The organism is Thalassobacillus sp. CUG 92003 (genome assembly GCF_013618635.1).
In the GTDB taxonomy this organism is placed as follows: domain Bacteria; phylum Bacillota; class Bacilli; order Bacillales; family Halobacillaceae; genus CUG-92003.
Window position 1 is genome coordinate 79,871 of sequence record NZ_JABLSJ010000012.1, and the last position, 24,793, is coordinate 104,663.

General features: G+C 42.9%; 28 protein-coding genes, 2 tRNA genes and 1 rRNA gene. 12 read left to right on the forward strand and 19 right to left on the reverse strand.

Annotation, left to right across the window (positions count from 1 at the left end; genetic code table 11):
• Positions 1 to 76: 76 nt before the first annotated feature.
• The 6 genes from HOP45_RS16635 to HOP45_RS16660 all read right to left on the reverse strand — a co-directional run bounded on the left by HOP45_RS16635 (position 77) and on the right by HOP45_RS16660 (position 2,212).
• Positions 77 to 289, reverse strand: coding sequence for a hypothetical protein (locus tag HOP45_RS16635; RefSeq protein ID WP_181350510.1), 213 nt, complete (start codon positions 287 to 289; stop codon positions 77 to 79).
• Between the two features lie 257 nt (positions 290 to 546).
• Positions 547 to 732, reverse strand: a complete 186-nt coding sequence (locus HOP45_RS16640; RefSeq protein WP_181350511.1) for a hypothetical protein — start codon at positions 730 to 732, stop codon at positions 547 to 549.
• Between the two features lie 86 nt (positions 733 to 818).
• A complete protein-coding gene (locus HOP45_RS16645; protein WP_181350512.1) occupies positions 819 to 1,088 on the reverse strand; it encodes a YqaH family protein in 270 nt (89 codons plus the stop codon).
• Complete coding sequence (locus tag HOP45_RS16650; protein WP_181350513.1) at positions 1,085 to 1,606, reverse strand: helix-turn-helix domain-containing protein; 522 nt, start codon at positions 1,604 to 1,606, stop codon at positions 1,085 to 1,087. Before HOP45_RS16650 ends, HOP45_RS16645 begins: the two co-directional genes overlap by 4 nt.
• Positions 1,607 to 1,672: 66 nt before the next feature.
• The gene (locus tag HOP45_RS16655) at positions 1,673 to 1,978 is read right to left on the reverse strand and encodes a hypothetical protein (RefSeq protein ID WP_181350514.1); all 306 of its coding nucleotides are present in this window, start codon (positions 1,976 to 1,978) and stop codon (positions 1,673 to 1,675) included.
• A complete protein-coding gene (locus HOP45_RS16660) occupies positions 1,979 to 2,212 on the reverse strand; it encodes a helix-turn-helix transcriptional regulator (RefSeq protein ID WP_181350515.1) in 234 nt (77 codons plus the stop codon).
• Positions 2,213 to 2,372: 160 nt separating this feature from the next.
• On the opposite strand from HOP45_RS16660, the gene HOP45_RS16665 reads away from it, so the two are divergent.
• The 8 genes from HOP45_RS16665 to HOP45_RS16700 all read left to right on the forward strand — a co-directional run bounded on the left by HOP45_RS16665 (position 2,373) and on the right by HOP45_RS16700 (position 11,362).
• On the forward strand, positions 2,373 to 2,774 hold the full coding sequence (locus tag HOP45_RS16665) for a helix-turn-helix domain-containing protein (RefSeq protein ID WP_181350516.1): 402 nt from the start codon (positions 2,373 to 2,375) through the stop codon (positions 2,772 to 2,774).
• A 241-nt stretch (positions 2,775 to 3,015) separates the two neighbouring features.
• Positions 3,016 to 4,089 (forward strand): DUF4236 domain-containing protein, encoded by a 1,074-nt coding sequence (locus HOP45_RS16670; protein WP_181350517.1) that lies wholly within the window; start codon positions 3,016 to 3,018, stop codon positions 4,087 to 4,089.
• Positions 4,090 to 5,211 carry a thermonuclease family protein gene (locus tag HOP45_RS16675; RefSeq protein WP_181350518.1) on the forward strand — a complete coding sequence of 374 codons (1,122 nt, stop codon included), beginning with the start codon at positions 4,090 to 4,092 and terminating at the stop codon, positions 5,209 to 5,211. It abuts the gene before it with no gap.
• Between the two features lie 200 nt (positions 5,212 to 5,411).
• Entirely contained in the window at positions 5,412 to 6,617 is a 1,206-nt protein-coding gene (locus tag HOP45_RS16680; RefSeq protein WP_181350519.1) for a hypothetical protein, read from the forward strand.
• 283 nt (positions 6,618 to 6,900) lie between these two features.
• Entirely contained in the window at positions 6,901 to 8,571 is a 1,671-nt protein-coding gene (locus tag HOP45_RS16685) for an AAA family ATPase (protein ID WP_181350520.1), read from the forward strand.
• 58 nt (positions 8,572 to 8,629) lie between these two features.
• Positions 8,630 to 9,511, forward strand: a complete 882-nt coding sequence (locus tag HOP45_RS16690) for a DNA adenine methylase (RefSeq protein WP_181350521.1) — start codon at positions 8,630 to 8,632, stop codon at positions 9,509 to 9,511.
• Positions 9,512 to 9,595: 84 nt separating this feature from the next.
• Positions 9,596 to 10,099: an ImmA/IrrE family metallo-endopeptidase gene (locus tag HOP45_RS16695; RefSeq protein ID WP_181350522.1), complete on the forward strand. Its 504-nt coding sequence runs from the start codon at positions 9,596 to 9,598 to the stop codon at positions 10,097 to 10,099.
• A 57-nt stretch (positions 10,100 to 10,156) separates the two neighbouring features.
• Positions 10,157 to 11,362, forward strand: coding sequence for a tyrosine-type recombinase/integrase (locus HOP45_RS16700; protein WP_181350523.1), 1,206 nt, complete (start codon positions 10,157 to 10,159; stop codon positions 11,360 to 11,362).
• An 86-nt stretch (positions 11,363 to 11,448) separates the two neighbouring features.
• On the opposite strand, the gene groL is transcribed toward HOP45_RS16700, so the two are convergent.
• Both groL and groES read right to left on the reverse strand, forming a co-directional pair.
• The gene (groL, locus tag HOP45_RS16705) at positions 11,449 to 13,086 is read right to left on the reverse strand and encodes a chaperonin GroEL (RefSeq protein WP_181350524.1); all 1,638 of its coding nucleotides are present in this window, start codon (positions 13,084 to 13,086) and stop codon (positions 11,449 to 11,451) included.
• Positions 13,087 to 13,145: 59 nt separating this feature from the next.
• Positions 13,146 to 13,430, reverse strand: a complete 285-nt coding sequence (gene groES / locus HOP45_RS16710; RefSeq protein WP_181350525.1) for a co-chaperone GroES — start codon at positions 13,428 to 13,430, stop codon at positions 13,146 to 13,148.
• 257 nt (positions 13,431 to 13,687) lie between these two features.
• On the opposite strand from groES, the gene HOP45_RS16715 reads away from it, so the two are divergent.
• The 3 genes from HOP45_RS16715 to HOP45_RS16725 are packed head-to-tail and all read left to right on the forward strand — an operon-like array spanning position 13,688 to position 15,197.
• Positions 13,688 to 14,389 carry a CPBP family intramembrane glutamic endopeptidase gene (locus tag HOP45_RS16715; RefSeq protein WP_181350526.1) on the forward strand — a complete coding sequence of 234 codons (702 nt, stop codon included), beginning with the start codon at positions 13,688 to 13,690 and terminating at the stop codon, positions 14,387 to 14,389.
• A 4-nt stretch (positions 14,390 to 14,393) separates the two neighbouring features.
• Positions 14,394 to 14,597, forward strand: a complete 204-nt coding sequence (locus tag HOP45_RS16720) for a YdiK family protein (RefSeq protein WP_181350527.1) — start codon at positions 14,394 to 14,396, stop codon at positions 14,595 to 14,597.
• Between the two features lie 54 nt (positions 14,598 to 14,651).
• On the forward strand, positions 14,652 to 15,197 hold the full coding sequence (locus tag HOP45_RS16725) for a GNAT family N-acetyltransferase (RefSeq protein WP_181350528.1): 546 nt from the start codon (positions 14,652 to 14,654) through the stop codon (positions 15,195 to 15,197).
• Positions 15,198 to 15,340: 143 nt separating this feature from the next.
• Here HOP45_RS16725 and HOP45_RS16730 read toward each other — a convergent pair whose 3' ends face one another.
• The 3 genes from HOP45_RS16730 to moaC all read right to left on the reverse strand — a co-directional run bounded on the left by HOP45_RS16730 (position 15,341) and on the right by moaC (position 18,019).
• A complete protein-coding gene (locus HOP45_RS16730) occupies positions 15,341 to 16,732 on the reverse strand; it encodes an MDR family MFS transporter (protein ID WP_181350529.1) in 1,392 nt (463 codons plus the stop codon).
• Between the two features lie 137 nt (positions 16,733 to 16,869).
• Positions 16,870 to 17,511, reverse strand: coding sequence for a redox-sensing transcriptional repressor Rex (locus HOP45_RS16735; protein ID WP_181350530.1), 642 nt, complete (start codon positions 17,509 to 17,511; stop codon positions 16,870 to 16,872).
• Between the two features lie 22 nt (positions 17,512 to 17,533).
• Positions 17,534 to 18,019, reverse strand: a complete 486-nt coding sequence (gene moaC, locus HOP45_RS16740; protein WP_181350531.1) for a cyclic pyranopterin monophosphate synthase MoaC — start codon at positions 18,017 to 18,019, stop codon at positions 17,534 to 17,536.
• 163 nt (positions 18,020 to 18,182) lie between these two features.
• Here moaC and HOP45_RS16745 point away from each other — a divergent pair, with 163 nt between their 5' ends.
• Positions 18,183 to 20,111: an ABC-F family ATP-binding cassette domain-containing protein gene (locus HOP45_RS16745; RefSeq protein WP_181350532.1), complete on the forward strand. Its 1,929-nt coding sequence runs from the start codon at positions 18,183 to 18,185 to the stop codon at positions 20,109 to 20,111.
• 544 nt (positions 20,112 to 20,655) lie between these two features.
• Here the strand turns inward: HOP45_RS16745 and tsaD are convergent.
• From tsaD to rrf, 8 genes are all read right to left on the reverse strand, one after another.
• Complete coding sequence (tsaD, locus tag HOP45_RS16750; RefSeq protein WP_181350533.1) at positions 20,656 to 21,702, reverse strand: tRNA (adenosine(37)-N6)-threonylcarbamoyltransferase complex transferase subunit TsaD; 1,047 nt, start codon at positions 21,700 to 21,702, stop codon at positions 20,656 to 20,658.
• Positions 21,699 to 22,151: a ribosomal protein S18-alanine N-acetyltransferase gene (rimI, locus tag HOP45_RS16755; RefSeq protein WP_181350534.1), complete on the reverse strand. Its 453-nt coding sequence runs from the start codon at positions 22,149 to 22,151 to the stop codon at positions 21,699 to 21,701. Before rimI ends, tsaD begins: the two co-directional genes overlap by 4 nt.
• On the reverse strand, positions 22,151 to 22,837 hold the full coding sequence (gene tsaB, locus HOP45_RS16760; protein ID WP_181350535.1) for a tRNA (adenosine(37)-N6)-threonylcarbamoyltransferase complex dimerization subunit type 1 TsaB: 687 nt from the start codon (positions 22,835 to 22,837) through the stop codon (positions 22,151 to 22,153). Before tsaB ends, rimI begins: the two co-directional genes overlap by 1 nt.
• A complete protein-coding gene (gene tsaE / locus HOP45_RS16765; protein WP_181350536.1) occupies positions 22,834 to 23,289 on the reverse strand; it encodes a tRNA (adenosine(37)-N6)-threonylcarbamoyltransferase complex ATPase subunit type 1 TsaE in 456 nt (151 codons plus the stop codon). The genes tsaB and tsaE overlap by 4 nt, the downstream gene beginning before the upstream one ends.
• 14 nt (positions 23,290 to 23,303) lie before the next feature.
• A complete protein-coding gene (gene thiL, locus HOP45_RS16770; protein WP_181350537.1) occupies positions 23,304 to 24,281 on the reverse strand; it encodes a thiamine-phosphate kinase in 978 nt (325 codons plus the stop codon).
• Between the two features lie 118 nt (positions 24,282 to 24,399).
• Positions 24,400 to 24,476 (reverse strand) — tRNA-Asp (locus tag HOP45_RS16775).
• 83 nt (positions 24,477 to 24,559) lie between these two features.
• Positions 24,560 to 24,636, reverse strand: a tRNA-Met gene (locus HOP45_RS16780).
• Positions 24,637 to 24,707: 71 nt separating this feature from the next.
• A 5S ribosomal RNA gene (gene rrf, locus HOP45_RS16785) occupies positions 24,708 to 24,793 on the reverse strand; the annotation flags it as partial.

Consider the following 24,793-nt stretch of genomic DNA (forward strand, 5'->3'; position numbering starts at 1 on the left):
TGGACCTCCTCCTCAATTCTGATATAATGTTGTTAAAGTAATTTTCTTAAGGGACCGCATTGCCGTGCGGTCTTTTTTATGCTCTTCTTTCCTCTGCTCCTAAGACTCCCAATAATTCAATCGATTCTTGAAAGAGCGTTTCTTTTAGGAAGAACTCGTCATTAAATACAAGGATTTCATCCCCTGCAAAGACTTCATTTCCTAATCCGTCAAATCCATATTGTGCTTGCTCAGGAAATCCAGCTGGGTAACCTGTACGTTCAATGTAGTCAACTGACGGATGGTTCATAGTCTTCACCTCCCTTTCTGATGCATAGCGCATCGTCACAGACAGCAGGATGAAAGGAGGTTGGAAACCGTTACAGGAGGAAGGTAAGATCCCTGCTGTCCATGACGACAGGCTATGCCTGCCGTGAAGGTATTTCGTTTTGGTTCTAAATCCTGCTCATTATTTCATGTTTCCAACACCTCACTTCCAATTGATTTTGACTAACGGAGTATGGTAACCTTGGAGTATCTAATCACCGCCGTTATGGGTTGCAGCCCTTAGCGGTTTTTTATTTGCTGTTCGATTGATGCTTGTCTAACTGTTTCGATCAACTCATCAATATTGATAGACTCTTTGTTCTGTTCTTCAGCTAGATAACTTATACAAGCAAGATAAAAGATTAATCGATTATCATGTTTCATGGCTTCGTCTATCATAAAATCGACTTCCTGATTCTTCTCCATGCAATCCCTCCTAAGCATTAATCAATGCGATATAGATAAACAGCTGACTTAAAGCAAACAGTATGAGATAAGCTTTATCCAGATGACTAAGCTTCTTCATTCCTGTACCTCCTGACAACCGTACAAGCCAACCCTTTCTGGTTGAGGTCCTCACAAACTCTTATTAAGCGATCTTGTCTTTGTTTCTTAGCTTTCATTTCTTTCAATTCATTTGCCGTGTTAATGATGTCTCTTGCTGCCAATAAACAACCGTCAAAATCTCGTTTTTCATAAGCCCGTCCAAGCTGATTGAGTAAGTCCTGAAAGCATTGCTCTTCTTCCGACGCTCTTGGCAAGTCTTGACGTAAGTAAGTCATGACATCACGTATCCTCTCGATTGAAGTTTTCGTTCATGATCTTCCCAGAGCTTATTCCAGCTGAGACCGTATTCATCGCAAAGCGTTGCAACGTAAGTAATTGAGGCTCCAATTGCGTCTATATGCTCTCTGGCTGATTGTTCAATGTCTTGCAACTCAAATGATTGAGTGAATGATGGCTGTTTCGTCAGTGTTACTTTTTCCATAGCATTAATAGCTTCTTTCAATTCTTCGATAGTCTTTTCTCTTACGGCAGAGCGGTGTAAATCAACTGCCGGACCATCCAATTTAGTAACGCCCCACCCTGTGTATTCTCTTGAAGCTTCCAATGCCAGCCATGGATCGTTATACGTTTCAGTGAAATGTTGAAGTGTTGATGGTGTTAATTTTCGCTCACCATTTTCTTGCTTTGTTACATACTCTCGAGACTGATACATGTCCATTGATAGTTGTTGCTGGGTTTTCCCACTCTGGATTCTGGACTCTTTCATCATGCGAGCTGCTTTACTCTCTTTCATTTTTTTACTCCTTTTGTACCTAAAGAGGTACCATTATTTAGTTGTCATGGTGCTAGACTTAAGTTGTTAAACAATCGCTAGTTTAGAATTGGGTTCTGCATTTTCACGCACCCAATCGGTATTACTGTAGATCCATTCCATTAATAAAGATGTAGGAACTCTGGGGTGACCAAGTTCACGATTCACGGGAAAGTCTTCTCGGTGAAACAATTCTGCGCATTTCGTCTCGCCGATCTGCATCAGTTCCATAAACTCTTTTCTTGTAAGTAATGGGGGAAGTTGGTCTTTAAGAGCATGACGCTCAACTGCTTTATCAACTGCGTCGTTTATTAGTTTCTGCAGCTGTGCTTCGTCAAATTGCATTTGTAACACTCAAATCACCTCCTTAGGTTCGTTATCTAGAAACGTTTCGTTTCTTTTTTGATTAAAAAAAATCTCATCAACTGAAAGTCCAAATAAATCAGATATTTTTTTAGCTAAATCTAAAGATGGAGTTCGATCCCCTCTTTCTATAGCACCTAACATTTGCGGTGTTATATCTAGTCTTTCAGCTATTTCTGCCCTTGAAAGTTGGCCTCTGCACTTTATAAGGGTAGTTCGCTTCATTTATTTATCACCTCTCATATCCAGAAACATTTCGTTTCTTTGTTATTTACAATCTTATAGAAACGTTACGTTTCTGTCAATGATATTTAGAAACTTTTTGTGTCCTTTGTAGAATAGAAACTTTCTGTTTCTTATAATATAATTATAAGGAGGTGTTCTAGTGCTTAAAGATAGGCTTATCAAATTAAGGAATGACAAAGGAATTAGTCAATATGAAATAGCTAAAAGATTGAATTTCTCTAGAGGAAAATATGCAAATTATGAACACGGCACTAGACAGCCTGATTATGAAACTTTAAATAAAATTGCTGATTTTTATGGAGTCTCTACCGATTACCTACTTGGCAGAGCAGGTAATTCAGATAATCCCGAAGATGAAAAGGGAGAATTTGATTCCATAAAAGAAATCAACAGACTTTTGGATAAATACGAGATAGAAGAAATGTCATTTTTTGATTATGAGAAGTGGAAATCGATGAGTCCGGAGCAAATTAGAGAGTTGGAGAGTTACTTTCAATACTTGGTACAGAAATCTAATGATATTGAGAAAAAAGATAAGTAAGCGCGTCGCATGACGCGCTCTCTTTTTACCCCATAACTGTAGAAATTTGCCTGTTTTACAAGTAATATGAAGCATAATAATTTAATCACTTATGACTTACTCACTAATCATTTTTTTAAGGTGGTGAAAACTGAATTAAATTACTGGTAGATGATTTAGAGCATAAAACTCTAATTGGAATATAAAAGCTTAGTCCAGATATACCTTAGGTTACAAATAATTTTTTATGGAGGTAATGCTAATGGGGATGCGGTTTAGAAAAAGTTTTAAAGTTGCTCCAGGTGTGCGTATGAACGTAGGAAAGAAAGGAGTAGGTACTACAATTGGCGGAAAAGGGCTGAGAGTAAACACTAGTTCTAGAGGAGTGTCAGTAGGTTCAAGCGTGCCTGGTACAGGCGTTTCATATAATAAACAAATATCCTCTCGCACCAAGCGTCCTCAACGAACAAATTACGAACGACTACAGCAACAAAAAGCTAAAGAAGAAAAATTGGAACAAGCAAAACAAGACGTAGAAAAGTACGAAGCTCACATTGATATGCTAACCAGTGTCCATGAAGAAGTGAATGATCCTATATACTGGGAAGACATTCGCGATTCCTCGCCACCTTTTGAAATTGATAATGAAGGTCCTAATGTTCTTGAAGCCAGAGATAAACTTAAAAACTATCAACCTACTTGGCGAGACAAGTTATTTAATAGAACAGAAGCTCGTAAAGAGATACTCTCAGAAAACATCCAACATGCTAAAAATGATGATGATGATTTGTACCGTGAATGGGAAAATGATGTCGCTCAATCAAACTCAGTTTTAGATGGAGATCGTACTATTTGGAACAAAGTAGTCGATACATCTAACCCATTTGAGGATATTGAGGAATTAGGTAGCCATATAAAATACTCCTTCTCCCCTACTGACCCTTCTGTAAAAGTAGAGTTAAATATTAGAAACAAAGAGGTTGTACCTGAAAAAACATTGTCACTAACTAAAACCGGAAAGCTATCACAACGAAATATGGCCAAAGGGAAGTATTTTCAGTTATATCAGGATTATGTATGTAGCTGCACTCTTCGAATCGCACGTGAGTTTTTCACCCTCCTTCCCCTTAATGAAACAGTTATCCATGTATACGATGATGCACCAGCAGATGAGGCAGCCGAATATGGTTGTATTCTCTCTGTCAGGATCAATAGAGAAGAGATAGAGAAGACTCACTTTACTAACATTGATTGTTCAGACACGATTGAAACTTTTGAACACAATATGAAGTTTCTTAAAACCAAAGGCTTTAAATTTGTCGAGGAGGTTAAATAAATGAGCGTTTTCTTGGGGATTGTCGTTATAATAATAGCTTTAAGCCTAATAATTAGCTTTCCTTTGGTTATGCTCGGGATAAGTCTTTTTTGTTGGGGCATATATGAACTCAATAAAAACCTAGAATTAAAAGCCAAATCCAAAGTACCTGGCATTATTATTTCAATTGGATTGGCTCTGTTTATCGTTGGCGTTATACCTACAGGGAGTTCAGATTCAGCTTCTAATAATGAAGAAGTAGATTCCTCTCAGCAGACCTCTGAGGAGACAATTGAACAAGTTGAAAATGAAGAAACTTCTGCAGATACATCTGAACAGAAAGAAGAAGAGAATGACAAGTCTGAGGAAGAAGCCAAGGATATAGAACAAACAAGTTCCAAAGAAGAAGAGAAAGAAGCCAAGAAGGAAGCTGAAGAAAAAGCAAAGAAGGAAAAGGAAGCCGAAGAAAAACAACAGAAAAAGAAAACCAATGCCACCGTTACTCGCGTAATTGACGGAGATACGCTTGAAGTAAGAATGAACGGAAAAACTGAAGACGTAAGATTATTACTTGTAGATACACCAGAAACCGTCCATCCTAATGAACCTGTTCAACCTTTTGGACCCGAAGCAACCAAATTTGTAAAAGATACTCTTTCTGGTAAGGACGTAAGAGTTAAAATTGGTAAAGAAAAAAGAGATAAATATGATCGCCTGCTCGCTTATGTATTTATTAATGGAGAGACAATTCAAGAAAAACTACTTAGAAAAGGATTGGCCAGAACGGCTTACTTATACAATGATCTAACAATGCTTGATCAATTTCATAAGGTCCAGCAATCAGCAATTAATGCTGGGAAAGGAGTTTGGTCTATTGAGGGATATGCACACAAGGACCATGACCATGGGTATCATTATGAGGAAGAAAAAGAAGAGCCGGAGCCCGAACCTGAACCTAAGAAGAAAGAGTCCTCGAACAGTAATCTGATGTTTGACCCATTTGGTCCTGACCGTAACTGTGGAGATTTCAACGGTGATCATGCTGCAGCTCAAGCATTTTTTGAAGCAGCTGGCGGGCCAGAAAATGACCCTCATGATTTGAACAGAGATTCTGACGGAATTGCTTGTGATAGCCTTCAATAAAATATTTAATCTTTTGCTGAAGTGAAATTCCAGAGAAAAAATTAGACAGCTGAAGGGCAATGATAAGCTTCAGAAATCGAAGAAGATAAAGTTAATAACTGAGTTGTATTATACAGTCAGAAAAAATAGTCTAATCTGCTTCAACATAAACTTACTGGCACAACTTATGTAAAGCAGGTATTGAAGAGGTGAATACAAACGTGGGGTTTTATGATGATCGAGTAGATAATTTAAATATCGAATCTAAAATTCAAGATTGTCGCGAAAGTATTCAAAAAATCGAAAATGAAAGTGATTTAGAAACCGACTATGAATTATTCGAACACTTAGAACGGTTTAAAGCCACTTTAAATCTTGCAGAGTCAAACTTTAAGGGATCCGACATTTTCTTGACTCCTTTTAACGTGTATACCAACATTAACAGTTATATAACATCAATTAGCTCACAAATAAGCAACTACCACAATTCTGGAAATAACAATAATAAAAACACTGCTGTTGATCAATGTGACAAATTGCTGAGCCAAATACGCTTATTAGCTGTTCCCCGTTCTACAGAAGAACTCGAGGCTCTCAGCGAAAACATTAGATCCACAAGGATGTCGATCAGTCAACATAAGCGCTATGCGCTTGAGGAAAGCGGTAATATTACTGAAAAAAAAGATGAGGTAGTAGGGTTAGCAGAGACCATCTCTGAAATTGAGTCAGAGGTGGAAACAGAGAAAGAAGAATTCATTAGAAATCACGAAGAGACTCTAGAAGAACTCAGTACCGATTTTCATGATGGATTTAGTGAAATGATTGAGCAAGAACAGGAAATCGTGAAGAATAAAATGAAAAGTTACATGGACGAATTTTTAGATTACTACAACGCAACTAGAATTAGACTGGAGCGAAAGCAAACTAAGCTAGAAGAATTGTTCAGCTTTGTCACAGACAATAGTATCTCAGGTGAATTTCATAAGGCTGCCGAAGAAGAAAAGGGTTCTTGGAAAAGTTGGTCTATAATAACCTTGAGTTTATTTATTATAGCTATTATTTACTCTTTGCTTGCATTCTTAACAAGCGAAATTACTAGTTGGATTGATATCGGAAAAAGAATTTCCATCACCTTCGGTATTTTTGCCTTTGCGGCATATGCCGCAAAACAAGCCTCTGATCATAAAAGGGAAGCTAGGGAAAATAGAAGTATCCAAATGAAAATTCAGTCCATAAACCCTTTCTTGGAAAATTATGATGATGAATCTGAAGAAATTAAAGAAATCAAAAAGCAATTGGCTGACCATATTTTCACTCAGGAAATAGCAATAACTCAAGAAACAAACAAACGAGAATCTAAAGCCGAACAAAATCCTACACTCAAATTAAAGGATATCATGAGTTTACTAAAAGAACTTAAAAAATAGATGTCACAATTTCTACAACTCTTATAATGTTAAATGTTTTACCTTTGCTTACTCAATAGTATCTAATTATTAAAAAAGGTATTATTTTGTCAATTTATGAAGGAATTTCTAAGTAATGGATAGAAATATTTATAGTGAGTAGTTAATTTAGAGCATGTCCTTTGGACGTGCTAATTTTATGTTTTAATAGATTTTCATCATTCAAATTTATTAAAAAATAAAATGTGATGAAATTAGATTATTAGCGGCTGTTACATATTTGAATTTATTGGAGGAAATATAAATGGAAAAAAACAAATTAGATTACTTACAAATTGATAAATTCCGGAAATTAAAGGATATTTCAATCAATGTCGCTGAGAGAATCACTGTGATTGCTGGACATAATGGAATTGGTAAATCGACTATACTAGGATTAATTGCAAACGGATCTGAATTAAAAAAATATAGAAGCTACTTCGACAAAACTTTCCAAAGTAAATTTCAGGAAATTTTCCATCTAGATAGTAATAACGACTATCACTCAGAACAAAATGAAAAATATTCTTTTATTATGAAATATACATACGAAGGAGAAACGTTATATAAAAAAGGTACAATCTCTAATCATGATGGTAGATTAAAAGTTGTACCAAGAAACTCAAATGAAGTTGGTAAATTAACTAATGAAAGCTTTTTAGATGTAGGAGCAAATGCGAAAGTAACTATACCTACAATTTACATTGGCATGAGTAGGGTAATTCCTATTGGTGAAACCGATGAAGCCCTATACACGTTACAATCAAGTAATTCTCCTAGTGAAGAAGATATCCGTTTTATGAATGAGGCTTATATAGAAATCATAGGGAATGAACCAATGGAAAATGAAAAAATATCTAAGCAAAGCCTAAAACATACTACAAAGCGATCTATAGGCCCAAGTTTTGTTGATTACCCTTTCCAAACTGTTTCTCTTGGACAAGATAGTTTGAGTTCAATCCTAACAGCTATATTATCATTTAGGAAGCTAAAAAGGGAATTAGATGAAGGAGATGGAATTAATTATAACGGTGGTTTATTAGTTATTGATGAAATAGACGCATGCCTTCACCCTTCTGCTCAAGAGAAATTACTCAATATCCTGGATAGAGCAGCGAAAGATCTTAATCTTCAAATTGTTGTTACTTCACATTCCTTAACCATAATTAAAGAAGTATTAGCTAAGCAATTACAAACAATGCAAAATCCAGCAGACGAAAAAACATATTACAATGTAATTTATTTACAAAACACAATGGATCCTCACATAATGAAAGATCCTACTTATTTGAAAATAAAAAATGATATGTTCTTAAGATTTAATAGATATCAAGACCATTCACAAGTTGTGAAGGTTTATTTTGAAGATGAAGAAGCTTACTTTCTATACAAAACATTAATGCGTCATTTAACAATAGATAGGCTGACAGACATTAATTTAGAAGAGGTAATAGCACATATCAACTGTGATACCTTATTAAAACTTCCTGACAAAGATTCTTATTTTAGGAATGTACTTATCATGCCGGACGGCGATGTAAAAACAGGGAGATACGAACCATATATTGAAAGACATGACAATATTTGCCCTCTCCCATCAGATGTTGCCCCCGAGGTATTAGTATACAATTACTTGAAATACTTATTAGAAGATATGAGTCATAGTTTTTGGAAAAATAACCTAGACCATTTACACGGACAAATTGTTAGGGATAGAATTATTAAAGATATAGAAGATAAAATCCAAAGTAGAAGTGATAAAAAAAGCAGAGAATATTTTAAAGAATGGTTTAACGAGTACAAAGATTTATTTGAAAAAACTGAAATTATTAGTTATTGGATGAATGATAATCCTGATGAGGTAACGGAATTTGAATTTCAGATGAAGATATCCCTCGACTATTTAAAAGAAAAGATACTCAAGGAAGACGGATAATTAGAAATGGCCATTTTGGTTCTGAATATGTTAATGTTTTGATTAGGAGGTGCGACAATTGCCAGTAACGGATTCTCCACTTAGGTACCCAGGTGGAAAGACACAGTTAAAAAAATTCATAATAGATCTTCTTGAATGCAATGAGTTCCCCTCCCCTCCAACTTACATTGAACCATTTGCAGGAGGAGCAGGTTTGGCCCTATCTCTATTATATAATGGTAAAGTAAGGGATATCTATATAAATGATTATGACTATAATATTTATTCTGTTTGGTATTCAATTTTAAATCATCCAAATGAGTTTATTAATTTAATTGAAGATACTCCAATTGACTTAGATACTTGGAAAGAACAAAGGAAAATTATTTTCAGCCAAAGAAAGCACAGCTTATTGGAGGTGGGTTTCGCAGCATTTTTCTTAAACCGAGCAAATGTGTCAGGCATTATCACAGGTGGTCCAATAGGTGGTAAAAAGCAACAAAGTAAGAATAAAATTGATTGTAGGTTTACAAAAAAGAATCTTATCAAGAAAGTACTAAAAATCGCATCTTATAAAGAAAGTATCAATCTATCAAATAGAGATGCAGAAGATTTTATTCAAAATGACATTCTGGGAATGAACACGTCGAACACCTTCATCTTCTTTGACCCACCGTATTATACACAAGGAAAAAACCTTTATACTAATTATTACTTACATGATGACCATGTTTCCCTTGGTAAAAAAATTCGAAACCTTAATAAATTCAAGTGGATTACAACCTATGACAATGCACGACCTATAAGGGAGATTTATAGCGATTATTCAATACGTCAGTACTCATTGAACTATTCAGCTAATGAAGTTAGAAAAGCGACTGAGTTGCTTATTCATAGTAACAATGTATTATTACCAAAATCTGATAATATCTTTTTCACAGACAACTTAATAAAGTCATAAACTGTTCTTATATAAATAGAGCAGTTTTTTTATTGCAATAAAAGAACATTTGTTCGTATAATGATTTTAAGGATGGTGATTAGTATGAATTTCCCACAATACACTACTACCGCACTAGAAGACTGGGTATCTAATTGGTACATAAAGCGCAAATTTCAATATCCATTGGATTTAAAGCTAAGAAAGATAGCGATGCAGTATGAAATATTTATTCACTATAAACCTATGGAGAGCCGTTATACCCGATTTGGCCGCTATAGAGAGATAGTCTTAAATTCTACTCTGAACAAGACTATCCAACGAGAGCAATTCTTCCATGAGCTATGCCATGCTGTTCGTCATGTAGGCAAACAAACCATGATGCCTGACGCTTTTAGAGAGCTTCAAGAACGTGATGCAAGACATTTTACTCTTTACGCTGCTCTCCCCTATCACATGGTTAAAAGCTACAATCTCGATGATCCTGACCTCCTCGAGCGATGGTCTCAAGACTTTAAGGTCACCGAAGAACTATGTAAAGAGAGATTTACTCAAATCTGTAGACGATTACAAACTAAAATAAATGGCTTAAACTATCTATATCTATGAAAGTGTACCAAGCAAGGCCCACTCCATAAGCTATGATACAACCAAGGAGGTGTATCTATGTACTGTGAAAAAAAAAAGTTGAAATCAGGACAGGTCCGCTGGGAGTGTATGGAGGACGGTCCACCTAACCCAGCTACAGGTAAGAGAAAACAGATAAAACGAAGAGCTAAAACGCAGAGAGAAGCCAAGCAACGTGTTCAGAAAGCCATTCAATCACTACAAGATGATGGCATTGATGAACGATTAGGTGCCAGAATGTTGTTTGAAGATGCAGCCAAACACTGGTTATCGGTGTACAGTATGACTGGCGTAAAACGAAATACGGTCAGAATCCGAGAAAAAGAGATTGCTATTCTCAACCGTTACATTGCTAAAACACCAATCGGAAATGTAACACCAGCTATGTATCAAAAAATATTGAACGACCTCTCCCCTTCTTATGCAAGAACAACCGTGCAAGGTGTTAACACGTCAGCCGGCATGATTTTTAGGCAGGCTATGAAAGATAAGATCATTAAAGAAAACCCTACAGAACATGTGGTTGTACCGAAAAAGCGCCAAACAGTTGAAGATATTGAAATTGAAGAAGTGATGGAAAAATATTTGGAACATAACGAATTAGAAGAGTTTCTGAATGCGGTCAGGCAGTATGGCTTGGATTTAGATATCGAACGGTTCTACCTACTGGCTTACTCAGGTATGCGCTCGGGTGAAGCCTGCGCTCTAAAGTGGTCAGATATAAGCTTTGAAGATAACACGATACGGATTACGAAGACACTCTATAACGAAAACAACAATATGAAAAAGTATGAAATTACTCCCCCTAAAACCAAAGGATCCATCCGTACAATTCATATGGAACCTGAGATTATGAACCTCTTACATCTGCATAAGAAAAGACAAATGAAAATCAAATTGAAGGTCGGACATTTACTTGAGGATTATCACGATGCGGACTTTGTTTTTTGTAGAGAAAACGGGTATCCTTTCGCCCCTTCAAATATCCTAAAACGAATGGACCGCTTGCTAACAAAAACGTCCATAGATAAACATGCTACTCCTCACATTTTCCGTCACACGATGATCAGTATGATGGCTGAAGCAAAAATTGATGTGGCCACCATTATGGAACGAGTAGGTCATGAGGATATCAATACAACAATGAAAATATACACTCATGTCACTAACAAAATGAAAGAGGACGCTTCCGACAAAGTTAGAAATTTGTACGGAAACGCCCTCGAAAAAATCAATTTAAATTAAATTGTTACTTTTTCGTTACATTTTTGGGATTATGGGTAGGCTGATACTCTCTAAAGCCCTTGAAATCAAGGGTTTTTAGAAAGTTATTACATCATTCCTCCCATTCCGCCCATGCCACCCATGTCTGGCATGCCGCCACCGCCAGAGTTATCTTCTTCTGGATGATCGGCTACGACTGCTTCAGTTGTGAGGAACATGGCGGCTACGGACGCTGCGTTTTGCAGGGCTGAACGGGTTACTTTGGTTGGGTCGACGATTCCGGATTCGACCATGTTGACCCATTCGCCTGTTGCTGCGTTGAAGCCTACGCCTACTTTTTCGCCTTTCAGACGCTCGACAACGATGGAGCCTTCTAGGCCTGCGTTGTGGGCGATCTGGCGGACGGGTTCTTCGAGTGCGCGGAGCAGGATGCTGGCGCCTGTTGCTTCGTCGCCTTCTAGGCCAAGGCCGGCGATAGATTTATAGATGTTGACAAAAGCTGTTCCGCCACCTGCTACGATGCCTTCTTCAACCGCTGCTCGGGTTGAGTTCAAGGCGTCTTCGATGCGGAGCTTGCGTTCTTTCAATTCGGTTTCGGTTGCTGCACCAACTTTGATGACAGCTACGCCGCCGGAGAGTTTTGCAAGGCGCTCTTGTAGTTTTTCTTTATCGAATTCAGATGAGCTTTCTTCAGCCTGGGCGCGTACTTGCGTGACGCGGGATGCGATTTGTTCAGGATCGCCTTTACCTTCCACGATTGTGGTGTTGTCTTTAGTGATCACCGCTTTGGATGCACGGCCGAGCTGATCGATTGTTGTGTTCTTCAAGTCAAAGCCAAGGTCTTCTGTGACGACCTCTGCGCCTGTTAGGACGGCGATGTCTTCAAGCATGGCTTTACGGCGATCGCCGAAGCCAGGTGCTTTTACGGCAACTGCGTTGAATGTGCCGCGCAGTTTGTTGACAACGAGTGTTGCCAGCGCTTCGCCTTCAATGTCTTCAGAGATCAGAAGCAATGGTTTGCTTTGCTGTACAACTTGTTCAAGGACAGGCAGTACTTCTTGAATGTTGTTGATTTTCTTGTCTGTCACCAAAATATACGGATCTTCCAGGGTTGCTTCCATTTTGTCCTGGTCGGTGACCATGTAAGGGGAAGCATAGCCGCGGTCGAACTGCATACCTTCTACGACTTCTAGTTCGGTGTTGAAGCCTTTGGATTCTTCGATGGTGATAACGCCATCGTTGCCGACGCGCTCCATGGCTTCTGCGATCAAGTGACCGACTTCATTGTCTGTCGCTGAAATGGAAGCGACTTGCGTGATGGATTCCTTGCCTTCGATCGGCTTGGAGATTTTACGCAGTTCTTCTGTGGCAACTTCGGTCGCGCGCTCAATGCCGCGGCGGATGCCGACAGGGTTAGCGCCGGATGTTACGTTTTTCAGTCCTTCTGTGATCATGGACTGGGCAAGTACGGTCGCTGTCGTTGTACCGTCCCCTGCAATATCGTTTGTTTTGGAAGCGACTTCAGAAACGAGCTGAGCGCCCATATTTTCAAAGTGATCTTCGAGTTCAATTTCTTTCGCAATGGTGACACCGTCGTTCGTGATGAGCGGAGAACCGAATTTCTTCTCCAATACCACGTTGCGTCCCTTAGGTCCTAGGGTTACTTTAACAGCATCTGCTAATGAATCAACACCGCGTAACATAGCGCGGCGAGCGTCTTCGCTAAATTTTATTTCTTTAGCCATGAAAAATGCCCTCCTTATCATAATCGCATGAGTTCAATGATTTTTTATTCCTTTTCGTGTTACTGAATAACGGCCAAAATGTCGCTTTCGCGAACAATTAAGTAATCGGAACCTTCATATTTGACTTCTGTGCCAGCGAATTTCGAGAATACGACATGGTTACCTTCAGAAACTTCCAAAGCGACCTTCTCTCCATTGTCTGTGACACGTCCGGAACCTACAGCAACAACTTTACCTTCTTGAGGCTTTTCTTTCGCAGAATCGGGAAGTACGATACCGCTCGCGGTTTTTTCTTCCTGCTCTACGATTTCAATCACAATACGATCACCAAGTGGCTTTAACAATTAGGACACCCTCCTCAATGTGATTCTTCATTTTCCATTTTCGGTTATTAGCACTCGGGTTGTAAGAGTGCTAACACAATTTATATAATAAGCAATTCACTTTTATTTTGCAAGTAGAAAATATAAATTTTTACCATAAAATTTCGCGCTGAACTTTCTGCTATAATTGTTATTGTTACGTGTCTCTTTCAAACTGTGATAAAATATCTGTCGAATCACAATAATAATATTTTCACCCATAAAGGAGTCGTCATATCGTGCCGAAAAGATATTGGTATATCATTTTGACTTACGCCCTTTGCCAGATATCGACGCTTGCCGGCGTACCGATTTTGTATTACCTGGTAGGGTTGTCCCGAAACAATTCAATTGCCATCTGGTCGATCATCAGCTTCTCAATTGCAACACTAATCATTCTACGTTTACTGAAGCCGGATATGACGAATTTATCACACGAACGTTCCGGTAAAGGCGGCATCATCCTCTGGTCGATTTTAGGCGTGTTTATGGCGCTGTTTTCTCAAGGGATCGCCGTGCAGATCGAATCGCTGTTCGGGATTTCGCAAGGCTCTGAAAACACGCGCGATATCATTGAAGTGGCCCAGCAATCGCCGCTCTTCATATTACTGCCGGTTGTGTTTGCCCCGATTACCGAAGAGATCATTTTCCGCAAAATCATATTCGGATCGATTTATAAACGGACGAACTTCATCGTCGCTGTGCTGATTTCGTCAATCATTTTTGGCGCGTTCCACTTTGATTTCAGCCATATTTTGATTTATACCGCGATGGGGATGGTCTTCGCTTTCCTTTACGTTAAAACGAAGTCCATCATCACTCCGATTGTGGCGCACATGGCAATGAATTCGTTGGTCGTCGTCGCTCAGTACGGCATATCAGAGGAAGAATATGAAGATATTATGGAACAGCTGCAAATGATTCTAATTGGAGGATTTTGATTCTATGAAAAATGCGTTATTGTTCAGGGCTTTCCTCTACTTCCTATTAGGGATAGGATTCACGTACATTGCCATTCAGGTGGTAGAGGGATCGATTTATAATTTCACCACGATGCTGCTGGTCGTCATGGCGACCATTGATTTTGCGGTGGCTATACGACTCATTTCCCTGCATTTCAAAATTAAAAACTCAAACGAGAAAAAATGATGGGCGGGCGCTTCCTGATTGCACAGCGAAGCGCCCTTTTAGGAGGTAAGGGTCATGACAGCTTTATTGACGGGAGAGCGCCTGGCGTTTACGGCGCTTAACGAGGACGACCTGAAAACAATCTCAGGCTGGTATCAAAACGTTGCGTTTGCGCGCCGCTTCGATGCACAGCCTTCGCAGCCAAAGCCGCTCGGCCAGCTGAAAAAGTGGAAGGAACAAGCGGAGGAAAGCAACAACCATTTCTTATTTGGCATTCGCGAACCTGGGACTGACAAGCTGATCGGGTATATTGAGCTTGAGGGAATCCTATGGAACCAGCGGAATGGCTGGGTGAGCATTGCCATCGGGGATGATGCGATGCAGGGTAAGGGTTACGGCACAGAAGCGATGGAGCTGCTGATGGGTTTTGCGTTTGATGAACTCAACTTGCACCGCTTGCAGCTGACCGTGTTCGAGTACAACACACCAGCCATCGCGATGTACGAACGGCTCGGGTTCACATACGAAGGCGCCCAGCGCGAATTCATCCTCCGCGACGGCCACGCCTACGACATGTACATCTACGGCCTCCTCCAACACGAATGGCGCGAACAGAACTAATCGGAAGGCGTACCTGGTACCAAATCCGACATCCTGAAAGAGCCGGGTGTGTCGTAAAGTTCCTTTACGACACACCCGGCTCTTTTCATTTTGCCTATTTGGTACCAGGTACGCGCTTCTTCTTTCTCCGCATCCCTCCTCGCTTATCCTTCCGCTCCTTTGAGGATGAAGGAGAATGGGATGGCGATGATGAGGACGATGGCTGAGACGAGAAAGGCTTCGTTCAGGGTTTGCAGGGTGGCGGCCTGCATGTCCATGTCGGTTACAGCCGCAATCTGGGCACGCCGGACTTCGTAATAGATGGAGAAGAAGACGATGCCGAGCGACGATGAGATTTGTCTGATGATGTTATTCATCGCTGAGCCTTGCGCGACAAGATGTTCCGGAATCGCATTCATGCCGGAAGTCGTCGCTGGCATGTTGCCCATCCCCATACCGAGACCGCGGACGGTGTTCAACACCATGATCCACCAATACGGCGTCTGGAGTTTCAGTGTGCTGAGTCCTAAGGTCGCTGCGGCCATGATTGCAAGTCCGGGCGGCACGACGAACTTCGGTCCTTTTTTATCTAGGAGCCGGCCACCGATCGACATGAAGATGCCGCTGGCTGCAGCTGCTGGCAGAAAGAGCAGCCCTGTTTTGATTTCTCCGAGCTCATACACATTCTGGATCAACAGCGGCAGCAGGAAGATCCCCGAAAACAAACCGATGGATGCAGCTGACGTCACCAGGATCGACACCGAATACGTCGGCACCTTGAAGACGGTTAAATTGAGGAGGGGCTGCTCTTGCCGGAGTTCATAGAACACGAAGACGAGCAAGGCCACCAGCCCTGCACTAATCAGCCCCATATTTAATGGGTCCGTCAATGCCTCCAGCGTTTTCCCGCGTCCGAGCGCAAACAGGATAGCCCCAATTCCCGAGGTCACGATCAGAAAGCCGACCAAATCGAATTTGATGTCCGGATCGGTTTCAGTCGGCTGGAGGAATTTCCACGACAATAACAGTCCTGTTAAACCGAAGGGGATATTAAAGACGAACAGCCAGGGCCAATTGAAGAATTCGATGATGACACCGCCGACTGTCGGGCCGATCGCCGGGGCGACCATGGCAGCGACCCCGTAGATACCGACAGCCAGGCCCCGTTCATTTCTCGGGAACGCGTTGAAAATAAGCGCCATGGCAATCGGCATCATCAAGCCGCCGGCCATCCCTTGCACCGCACGCGACATGATAATCATGGCCAGAGACTGGGAAAGGGCACCGGAAATCGAACCGACAATGAAGATGGCCAAGCCTGCCACGTAGACTTTCTTTTTGCCAAACCGATCACCGAAATAGCCGGTCAACGGCATGGTCATCCCCATCGATACCATGAAAATCGTCAAAATCCAGCCGACGGCTACAGCGTCTGCGCTGAAAAGCTCCATAAATCGCGGCAATGTCGGATTGAGCATGCTGTTATTTAAAATGACGGTGAAGGTGCCAAACAAAACCGACACGACGACCAGCCACTTATTCGGCAGTTTTCCCATGGTGTCCCCTCCCATCTTTGATTCTTCGTAACACGAAACTATTAACCACTATATCATATTCCGGCAATTTTCAGCACCGCCCGCTGTCAACCTTTCATGAACGAAAAAAGCAGAATGACGTGATGCAGTCATCCTGCCTACTCTTCTTCCAGCGGATAATGTTTGAGAAAATAGACGAGCGCTTGCAGTTCGACAGCTAGGTCGATGTGGTGCACCCGCACGTGTTCAGGAACGGTGATGCGCGCCGGGGTGAAATTCAAGATACCTGAAATGCCGGCTGCTACTAATCGATCAGCGATGCCCTGAGCCGCGCTCGAAGGAACGGTGAGGATCGCTACCGATATATTGCTCATTTTCGCCTCCAGTTGATCGATGTGTTCAATCGGGACGTTGCCGATGACCGAGCCGATTTTCTCTGACTGGGTATCAAAGGCGATTTGAATTTTGGTGTTGTTGTTTTTGGTGAAGTTATAATGAAGAAAAGCTGTGCCAAGATTCCCCACACCGATAAGAGCGACTTCGGTCGTTTCGTCCTGGTCGAGTGTCTGTCGGAAAAAAGACAGCAAGTATTCGACATTATAGCCGTATCCCTTTTTCCCAAGCGCGCCAAAATAGGAAAAATCACGTCGGATTGTGGCCGAATCTACTTTGACGGCTTCACTTAATTCCTTGGAAGATACGCGGGATTTCCCTTGCGTATGTAGATTGTTAATGAATCTATAGTAAAGCGGCAGGCGTTTCGCTGTCGCTTGCGGGATCTTATTCTGTTCCATTTCCATCCGTCACATCCTCCTTCGCCGCTCACGTTTCCCGGGTGAAATCCCCGCTTTTTCCGCCGGTTTTCTCGGCAAGATACGTCGGTCCGATGACCATGCCTTTGTCCACGGCCTTACACATATCGTAAACGGTCAACCCGGCAGCCGAGGCGGCAGTGAGTGCTTCCATTTCCACGCCGGTGCTTCCTTTTGTTTTGACAGAAGCCTCGATGTGAAGCTTGTATGACGCCGCTTCAACTTCCCACTCGAACGAAATGTCGACACCTTTTAACTGCAGCGGGTGACACATCGGCACAATGTCCGGCGTACGTTTCGCAGCCATGATGCCCGCCACTTGCGCTACCGAGAGCACGTCGCCTTTCTCCATTTCGTTTCGGGTAATTTTATGGTAAATCGCTTCATTGACTTCCACGCTAGAGCGTGCTGACGCCGTTCTATTTGTTTCCCCTTTTTCCGCAATGTCCACCATTTTAGCTCGTCCTTGTTCATTAAAATGTGTGAAATCTGACAAAATAGAACCTCCTCTAGCATCTTTCGCATCGATTACTTCAAACATTATCTCTATTTTATCAAAAAATCAAACAATAGTCGTTACGTTTTTCACAATCTCGCGTCATGTTCCTTGCTTGCCTTTGTGCGAGTAAGATACACTTGTTTCATTGAGGTGAATAACCATGATTCTGTTGCAAGCCAATCAAGTCACTAAACGATTCGGTGCTGAACTGATCTTATCGAATATTAAAATAGAAATCCAAACGCACGACCGCATCGCTATTGTTGGGCGCAATGGCACAGGCAAATCGACCCTGCTGAAAATCTTGGCCGGGGAGATGTCCTATGATTCAGGCGATGTCTTCAAACCCAAGGAAGTCTCCGTCGGGTATTTGGCACAAAACACCGGCCTCTCCTCCGACAAGACCATCTGGGAAGAAATGCTTCATGTGTTTGATGAGCTCCGTCATATGGAAAAGCGCCTCCGGGAAATGGAAGCGCAAATGGCTGATCCGGACCTGCTCAACGATCCGGAAAAATACCAGCAGCTGCTGCAAGATTACGATCAAAAACAGCAAGCCTTTAAAATGGACGGCGGGTATCACTACGAAGCCGACATTAAAGCCGTTTTAAACGGGCTTAATTTCAAGGATATGAACTGGGACACGCCGATTCTCTCCTTGAGCGGCGGCCAAAAAACGCGTCTCGCTTTAGCCAAAATGCTCTTGTCCGCTCCGGATGTCCTGATTTTAGACGAGCCGACCAACCACCTTGATATTCAAACGTTAAGCTGGCTGGAAAACTACTTGCAAGGGTATGACGGCGCGGTGGTCATCGTCTCGCACGACCGTTATTTCCTGGATAAAATCGTCGATACCGTGTACGAACTCGCCTTCCAATCGTCGAAGAAGTTCAACGGCAATTACTCGTATTATTTACAAAAGAAAGAAGAAGATTTCGAACTCGAAATGAAACAATACGAGAAACAACAAGCGGAAATCAAACGCATGGAAGACTTTATCCAGAAAAACATCGTCCGGGCCACGACCAGCAAGCGCGCCCAAAGCCGGCGCAAGCAGCTGGAAAAAATGGAAAAGGTCGACAAACCGAAAGATGACGATAAATCGGCTAAATTCTCCTTCCAAATCAACCGAAAAAGCGGCAACGATGTGCTCAAACTCCGCGATCTTGGCTTCCGTTACCCTGATCAGGAACAGTATACCTTCGACGGCGTCAACTTTGACTTAAGCCGTGGTGACAGCATCGCGCTCGTCGGCCCGAATGGTGTCGGCAAAACGACGCTGCTGAAATCCATCATCGGCCAGGTACAGGCGGAAAAAGGCGATATCACGGTCGGCGCCAATGTCCAAATGGGATATTACGACCAGGAACAAACCCGCCTTAACTCGAAGAAATCAGTACTAGATGAACTGTGGGACGAGTATCCGTTAAAAAATGAAAAAGACATCCGCACGATTTTAGGCAACTTTTTATTCTCGGGCGAAGATGTGCTGAAACCCGTCCATTCGTTGAGCGGCGGCGAAAAAGCTCGCCTCTCCTTAGCCAAATTGATGATGGAAGAAGCCAATCTGTTGATTTTGGACGAGCCGACCAACCATTTGGACCTGGATAGTAAGGAAATCCTCGAAGCTGCCCTGATCGATTATCCCGGCACGCTGCTGTTTGTTTCCCACGACCGGTACTTTATCAACAAGATCGCCACCCACGTTGTTGAAATGCAGCCCGAGGAAACACGCTTATTCCTGGGAGACTATGACTATTACATCGAGAAGAAACAAGAAGAGCATGAACTCATGCTGCTTGAAGCTCAGGAAAAGGAAGCCGAGTCTCCCTCGGAATCATCTGCTAAAGATGCATTCGTTCAGGATAAAGCCGCCAAACGTGAAGAACGCAAAAAACAGCGGCGCATTTCAGAGATCGAACAGGAAATAGAAACATTAGAAGGCACCATTGAAGAAAATGATGCCCTGCTCTGTAAGCCCGAAGTGTTTCAGGATCACGAGAAATCGCTTGAACTCACAGAACAGAACGACGCCAACCACAAACGCGTCGAACAATTGATGGAAGAATGGGAAACCTTGCAGGAATAATAAAAAAGAGCTGTTGCTGACAGCTCTTTTTTTGTATGAACGTGAATAATCCTATACACATACATCCACAGTGTTATACACAGAAAAGAACGTGTATTTTAGGTTATCTACAGGTTTATGCACATTATCCACAGGTTATAAAATGTTTATCCACAAAGTTTGTACACACGTACATGATTATGATTGCAACTTAAATTAGAAGGTTATCCACTGTATATATATACAGTTGTTGATAACCTATCAAGCCCTCAGACTGCAAAGCGAAACACGTGTTCTGCCTTGGCATCACTGATCTGAAACCCTCGTCTTCTCCTGGCAGAATTCAGAATTTTTCTTTTTTCTAAAAAACTTATCCACAAAGTGGCATGGCTGAATCAGGAGAAAATATCTGAACTAGCAGAGCGATTATGGTGTCTATTTCAAAGCCCCGGGTGTGGATAACCACTAAAGACTAGATTCGACATGTCCCCCACCCTCTCCCGAAGTGACGGACCAGAAATAAGCAAAGACCAACTCCACTTCGAGTTGGTCTTTTCATTAGCTGCTATTCCTGCTCTTTAGTTAGTCCACTCGCTGCATAACGTTCCAAACTAAGCGCCGGATTGGCATTCAAATCCCACTCCGCCCGGTGCCCCTGACGATAAGCAACGGCTCCAGCCGCTGCAATCATCGCAGCATTGTCAGTACATAATGATAACGGCGGAATCAACAAGCTGCAGGCTTCATCGCTGAATTTTGCTTCCAAAGCAGATCTCAAGCCGCTGTTAGCCGCTACGCCGCCAGCCACAATCACTTGCTTTACGTTATGTTCGCGCGCCGCCTCCAGCGTCTTTGTGGATAACACATCCACGACATTCGCTTGAAAGCTAGCAGCCACATCTTCAGCTCTTAATTCCTCTTGTTTTTGCTTGGCATTGTGAAGCTTATTCAACACCGCTGATTTCAATCCGCTGAAGCTGAAATCGTACGAACCTGCTTCCAACCAGGCGCGGGGGAAGTCAATGGTTTCCGCTCCGGTGGCGGCAAGCTTGTCGATTTCAGGTCCGCCGGGATAAGGAAGCCCGAGCGTCCTGGCCACTTTATCATAGGCTTCACCCGCCGCGTCATCACGCGTTTCACCAATCGTTTCGAACGAGCCGTGTTCATGCATGAGAATCAGTTCGGTATGTCCGCCCGATACCACCAGCGACAAGAGCGGGAATTCAAATTCCTGTTCGAGCCTATTCGCATAAATGTGGCCCGCAATATGGTGGACACCCACCAGCGGTTTTTGCTTTGAAAATGCCAGGGATTTGGCGGCATTGACCCCGACGAGCAGTGCACCGACAAGTCCCGGTCCTTCTGTCACAGCAACAGCATCGATATCCTCAACGGATAACTGCGCTTCTTGGAGCACTTCTTCCAGTACCACCGTAATCTGTTCGATATGGTGCCGGGATGCAATTTCCGGGACCACACCGCCAAATCGTTTATGACTCTCGATTTGGGAAGCGATCACGTTTGCGATCAGTTCGGTTTCATTTTTCACAATGGCAGCAGCTGTTTCATCACAACTCGTTTCGATCGCCAGAATATATTCATCTCTCTTCATGATAAACCCACCCACATGACAACGGCATCTTCTCCATCATCGGTATAATAATTTTTTCGGATTCCACCTGGGACCAGTCCGAATTTTCGATACAGACGCTGAGCTGCAACATTTGAGACTCTGACTTCAAGCGACATTTGCACCGCTCCATGGCTGATTGCGTAATCAAAAACATGTCCAAACAGTTTCTCACCGTAAGCACTGCCGCGGTATTCCGGTAATATCGCGACATTCGTGATGTGCGCTTCATCAATAATCAGCCACACACCGCAATAGCCGAACACGACATCATCTTTTTCGATGACAAAATAATGGGCATAAGGATTTTGGTCGATTTCACTCATAAATGTTTCGCGCGTCCAGGGTACAGGAAACGAGGCATGTTCAATCGCCATGATTTGATCGATATCCTCCATGGCCATCGGGCGAATCTCATAAGCGTCAGCCATCATGACTTCTCCTGACGCTCAAGCCACTTAGCTTCCGCTTCAGCCATACGCAAATAATTCGGTACAAGTCGGTGAACTGGCGTCGGTTCGCGCCGGATCGCAGCAAGTCCCATCGAAGCTGGACGCGGCTGATGATAGGAAGCTTCTGGAATAACAGCCAGATCCCCCATGATTGAGGTGATCTGCTCTTCATGCACCTGAAGATCCTGACTCAAAAATAACGTACGTGTTTCCGTCGCTTTCAATTCGAGGAGCCAATCGTTCATCAACACGTTCGCCTCGTCTTTGATCCGGTTTCCTGAACCATCATAAAGACTCGTATACACTAAACCGCGACGCGCATCAAAAAAGGGACACACCTGTCCAGAAAAGTATTGCCCTTGAAAAGCGACAGCTTCCAAGCTGGATATCCCAACGACCGGAATATCCAGTGACCACGCCATGGTTTTAGCGGTGGAAAGACCGATGCGAACCCCCGTGAATGAACCCGGGCCAACTGCGACCGCAATTCGATCAAGCTCCTCAGGTGTCGTTTCAGTCGAGGCCATTAGCTGCTGAATAGCCGGCATTAAGCGCACCGAGTGGTTTTTTTTAATTGTTGTAACCAGTTCCCCTGCGACGTGGCTGTTTTTTATGATCGCAACGCCCAACGAATGGTTCGATGTATCAATCGCTAGTACATTCATGCCACAATCTCCTTACAGATTTTTTCAAAATGAGGGGTGCCCGGCCGCAGTTCAATCGAGCGTACCTGATTATCGACTATGCGCAAATGAATATCCAGTCGAGCCGCAGGTAAAAAGGCAGTAATATACTGAGCCCATTCCACTACCGTGACCCCTCCTCCTTCGAAATAGTCATCAAAGCCAATATCTTCTTCACTGTCTTCCAGCCTGTATGCATCAATGTGGAAGAGGGGGAGGCGTCCCATATATTCTTTAACAATCGTAAAGGTAGGGCTGTTGATGGTGCGGCTTACACCTAGTCCTTTTCCGAGGCCTTTTGTAAACGTGGTTTTCCCTGCTCCCAGGTCCCCTTCCATCGTGAGAACATCGCCAGCCATCAGTTTCGTTCCGAGTTTTTCAGCCAACGCCATGGTTGCCTCAGGTGAATCCGTTTTGATTTCATATGCTTCCATGCTGATCACCAATCTCATTTTAAGTGTGTATAGCCCGATTTGGCTAACACCTTTTGTTTTCCTTGTTCATGTAAATAGGCACGGGGACCGTCTGAAGCCGCTGCCTCAACATGCCCGATAGCCGTTACGCTGAGACCGGACTCTTCCCCTGCCTGAAGGACATGTGGCCAGTCCTGTCCCCTCACACATCCGACCAATTCAAAATCCTCACCGCCGGTTAAGGACCACTCTGCTGTTTCATCCGGAAAATAGGAGGCTAACCAGTGATGATGAGGCAGCTTATCATAATCGATGTGCAGCGCCACCTGAGAAGACTCAACAATTTCATTAGCCTCACTAGCTAACCCATCGCTGATATCATTCAAAGTGAGACGGGAAAGACTTTGTAATGCTAATGCAAACTCAGGACGCGGGGAAGGCTGCCTGTGCCTTTTAATGAAATAAGCCGAAGCCTCTTTATCCTCCACTTGCTTACGCCCGCTCAGCAGCTCAAATCCAGCCTGTGCGTCTCCCAGCGTTCCCGTTACAAATACGATATCACCAGGCTGGGCCGTGGAACGATAACGTGCCTTATCCTTCGGCACATACCCCATAACTGTTACGGAGACCACAAGTTCACTTCCTGACACCGTGTCACCACCGATCAAATCCATACGGTAAGACGCGGCAATGTCATGAAGGCCGGAATAGATTTCCGCCAACTCTGCCTCCGTCCAGTCATCCGGAGCCACGATCGACACCATATAAAACACGGGTTCACTCCCCATCGCAGCTAAATCGCTAATATTAACAGCAAGCGCTCGATACCCGACGTGATAAGGACGCATAGTGGCTTTTGAAAAATGGACGCCTTCGACCATGGTGTCCACGGCCGTCACCACGTCCTGGTAAACGGGACGGAAGACAGCTGCGTCATCCCCTACTCCTTTGACGAGCGACGATTGTCGATATGTAGATTGTTTAATGGAATCAATAAATGAAAATTCTTGCATGGCGAGCACCTCCTCTTCAGGCATAGTATTCTTATTATACCAATTCCATCCCAAAAATAAAAAAAGACATAACAAAAGCCTTAGGCGCATCCTAAGGCAACATTTCAAATTATTATAATGGCGGTCCGGACGGGACTCGAACCCGCGACCTCCTGCGTGACAGGCAGGCATTCTAACCAACTGAACTACCGGACCAATTTTAAAAGTTTAACTTGTTTTCAAAATTACTATCTTCAGCTAGCAAGGATGTCTATTCGACGTTGTAAGCTGAAATAATTTGGTTGCGGGGGCAGGATTTGAACCTGCGACCTCCGGGTTATGAGCCCGACGAGCTACCAGACTGCTCTACCCCGCGGTATTGTAGGGAATCCCTACGAAAATTGGTCACATTGTGTAGTGTACCCATATTTTACTAAATAGATACTGACCTAGCGGCGTCCTACTCTCACGGGGATCAACCCGACTACCATCGGCGCTGGAGAGCTTAACTTCTGTGTTCGGCATGGGAACAG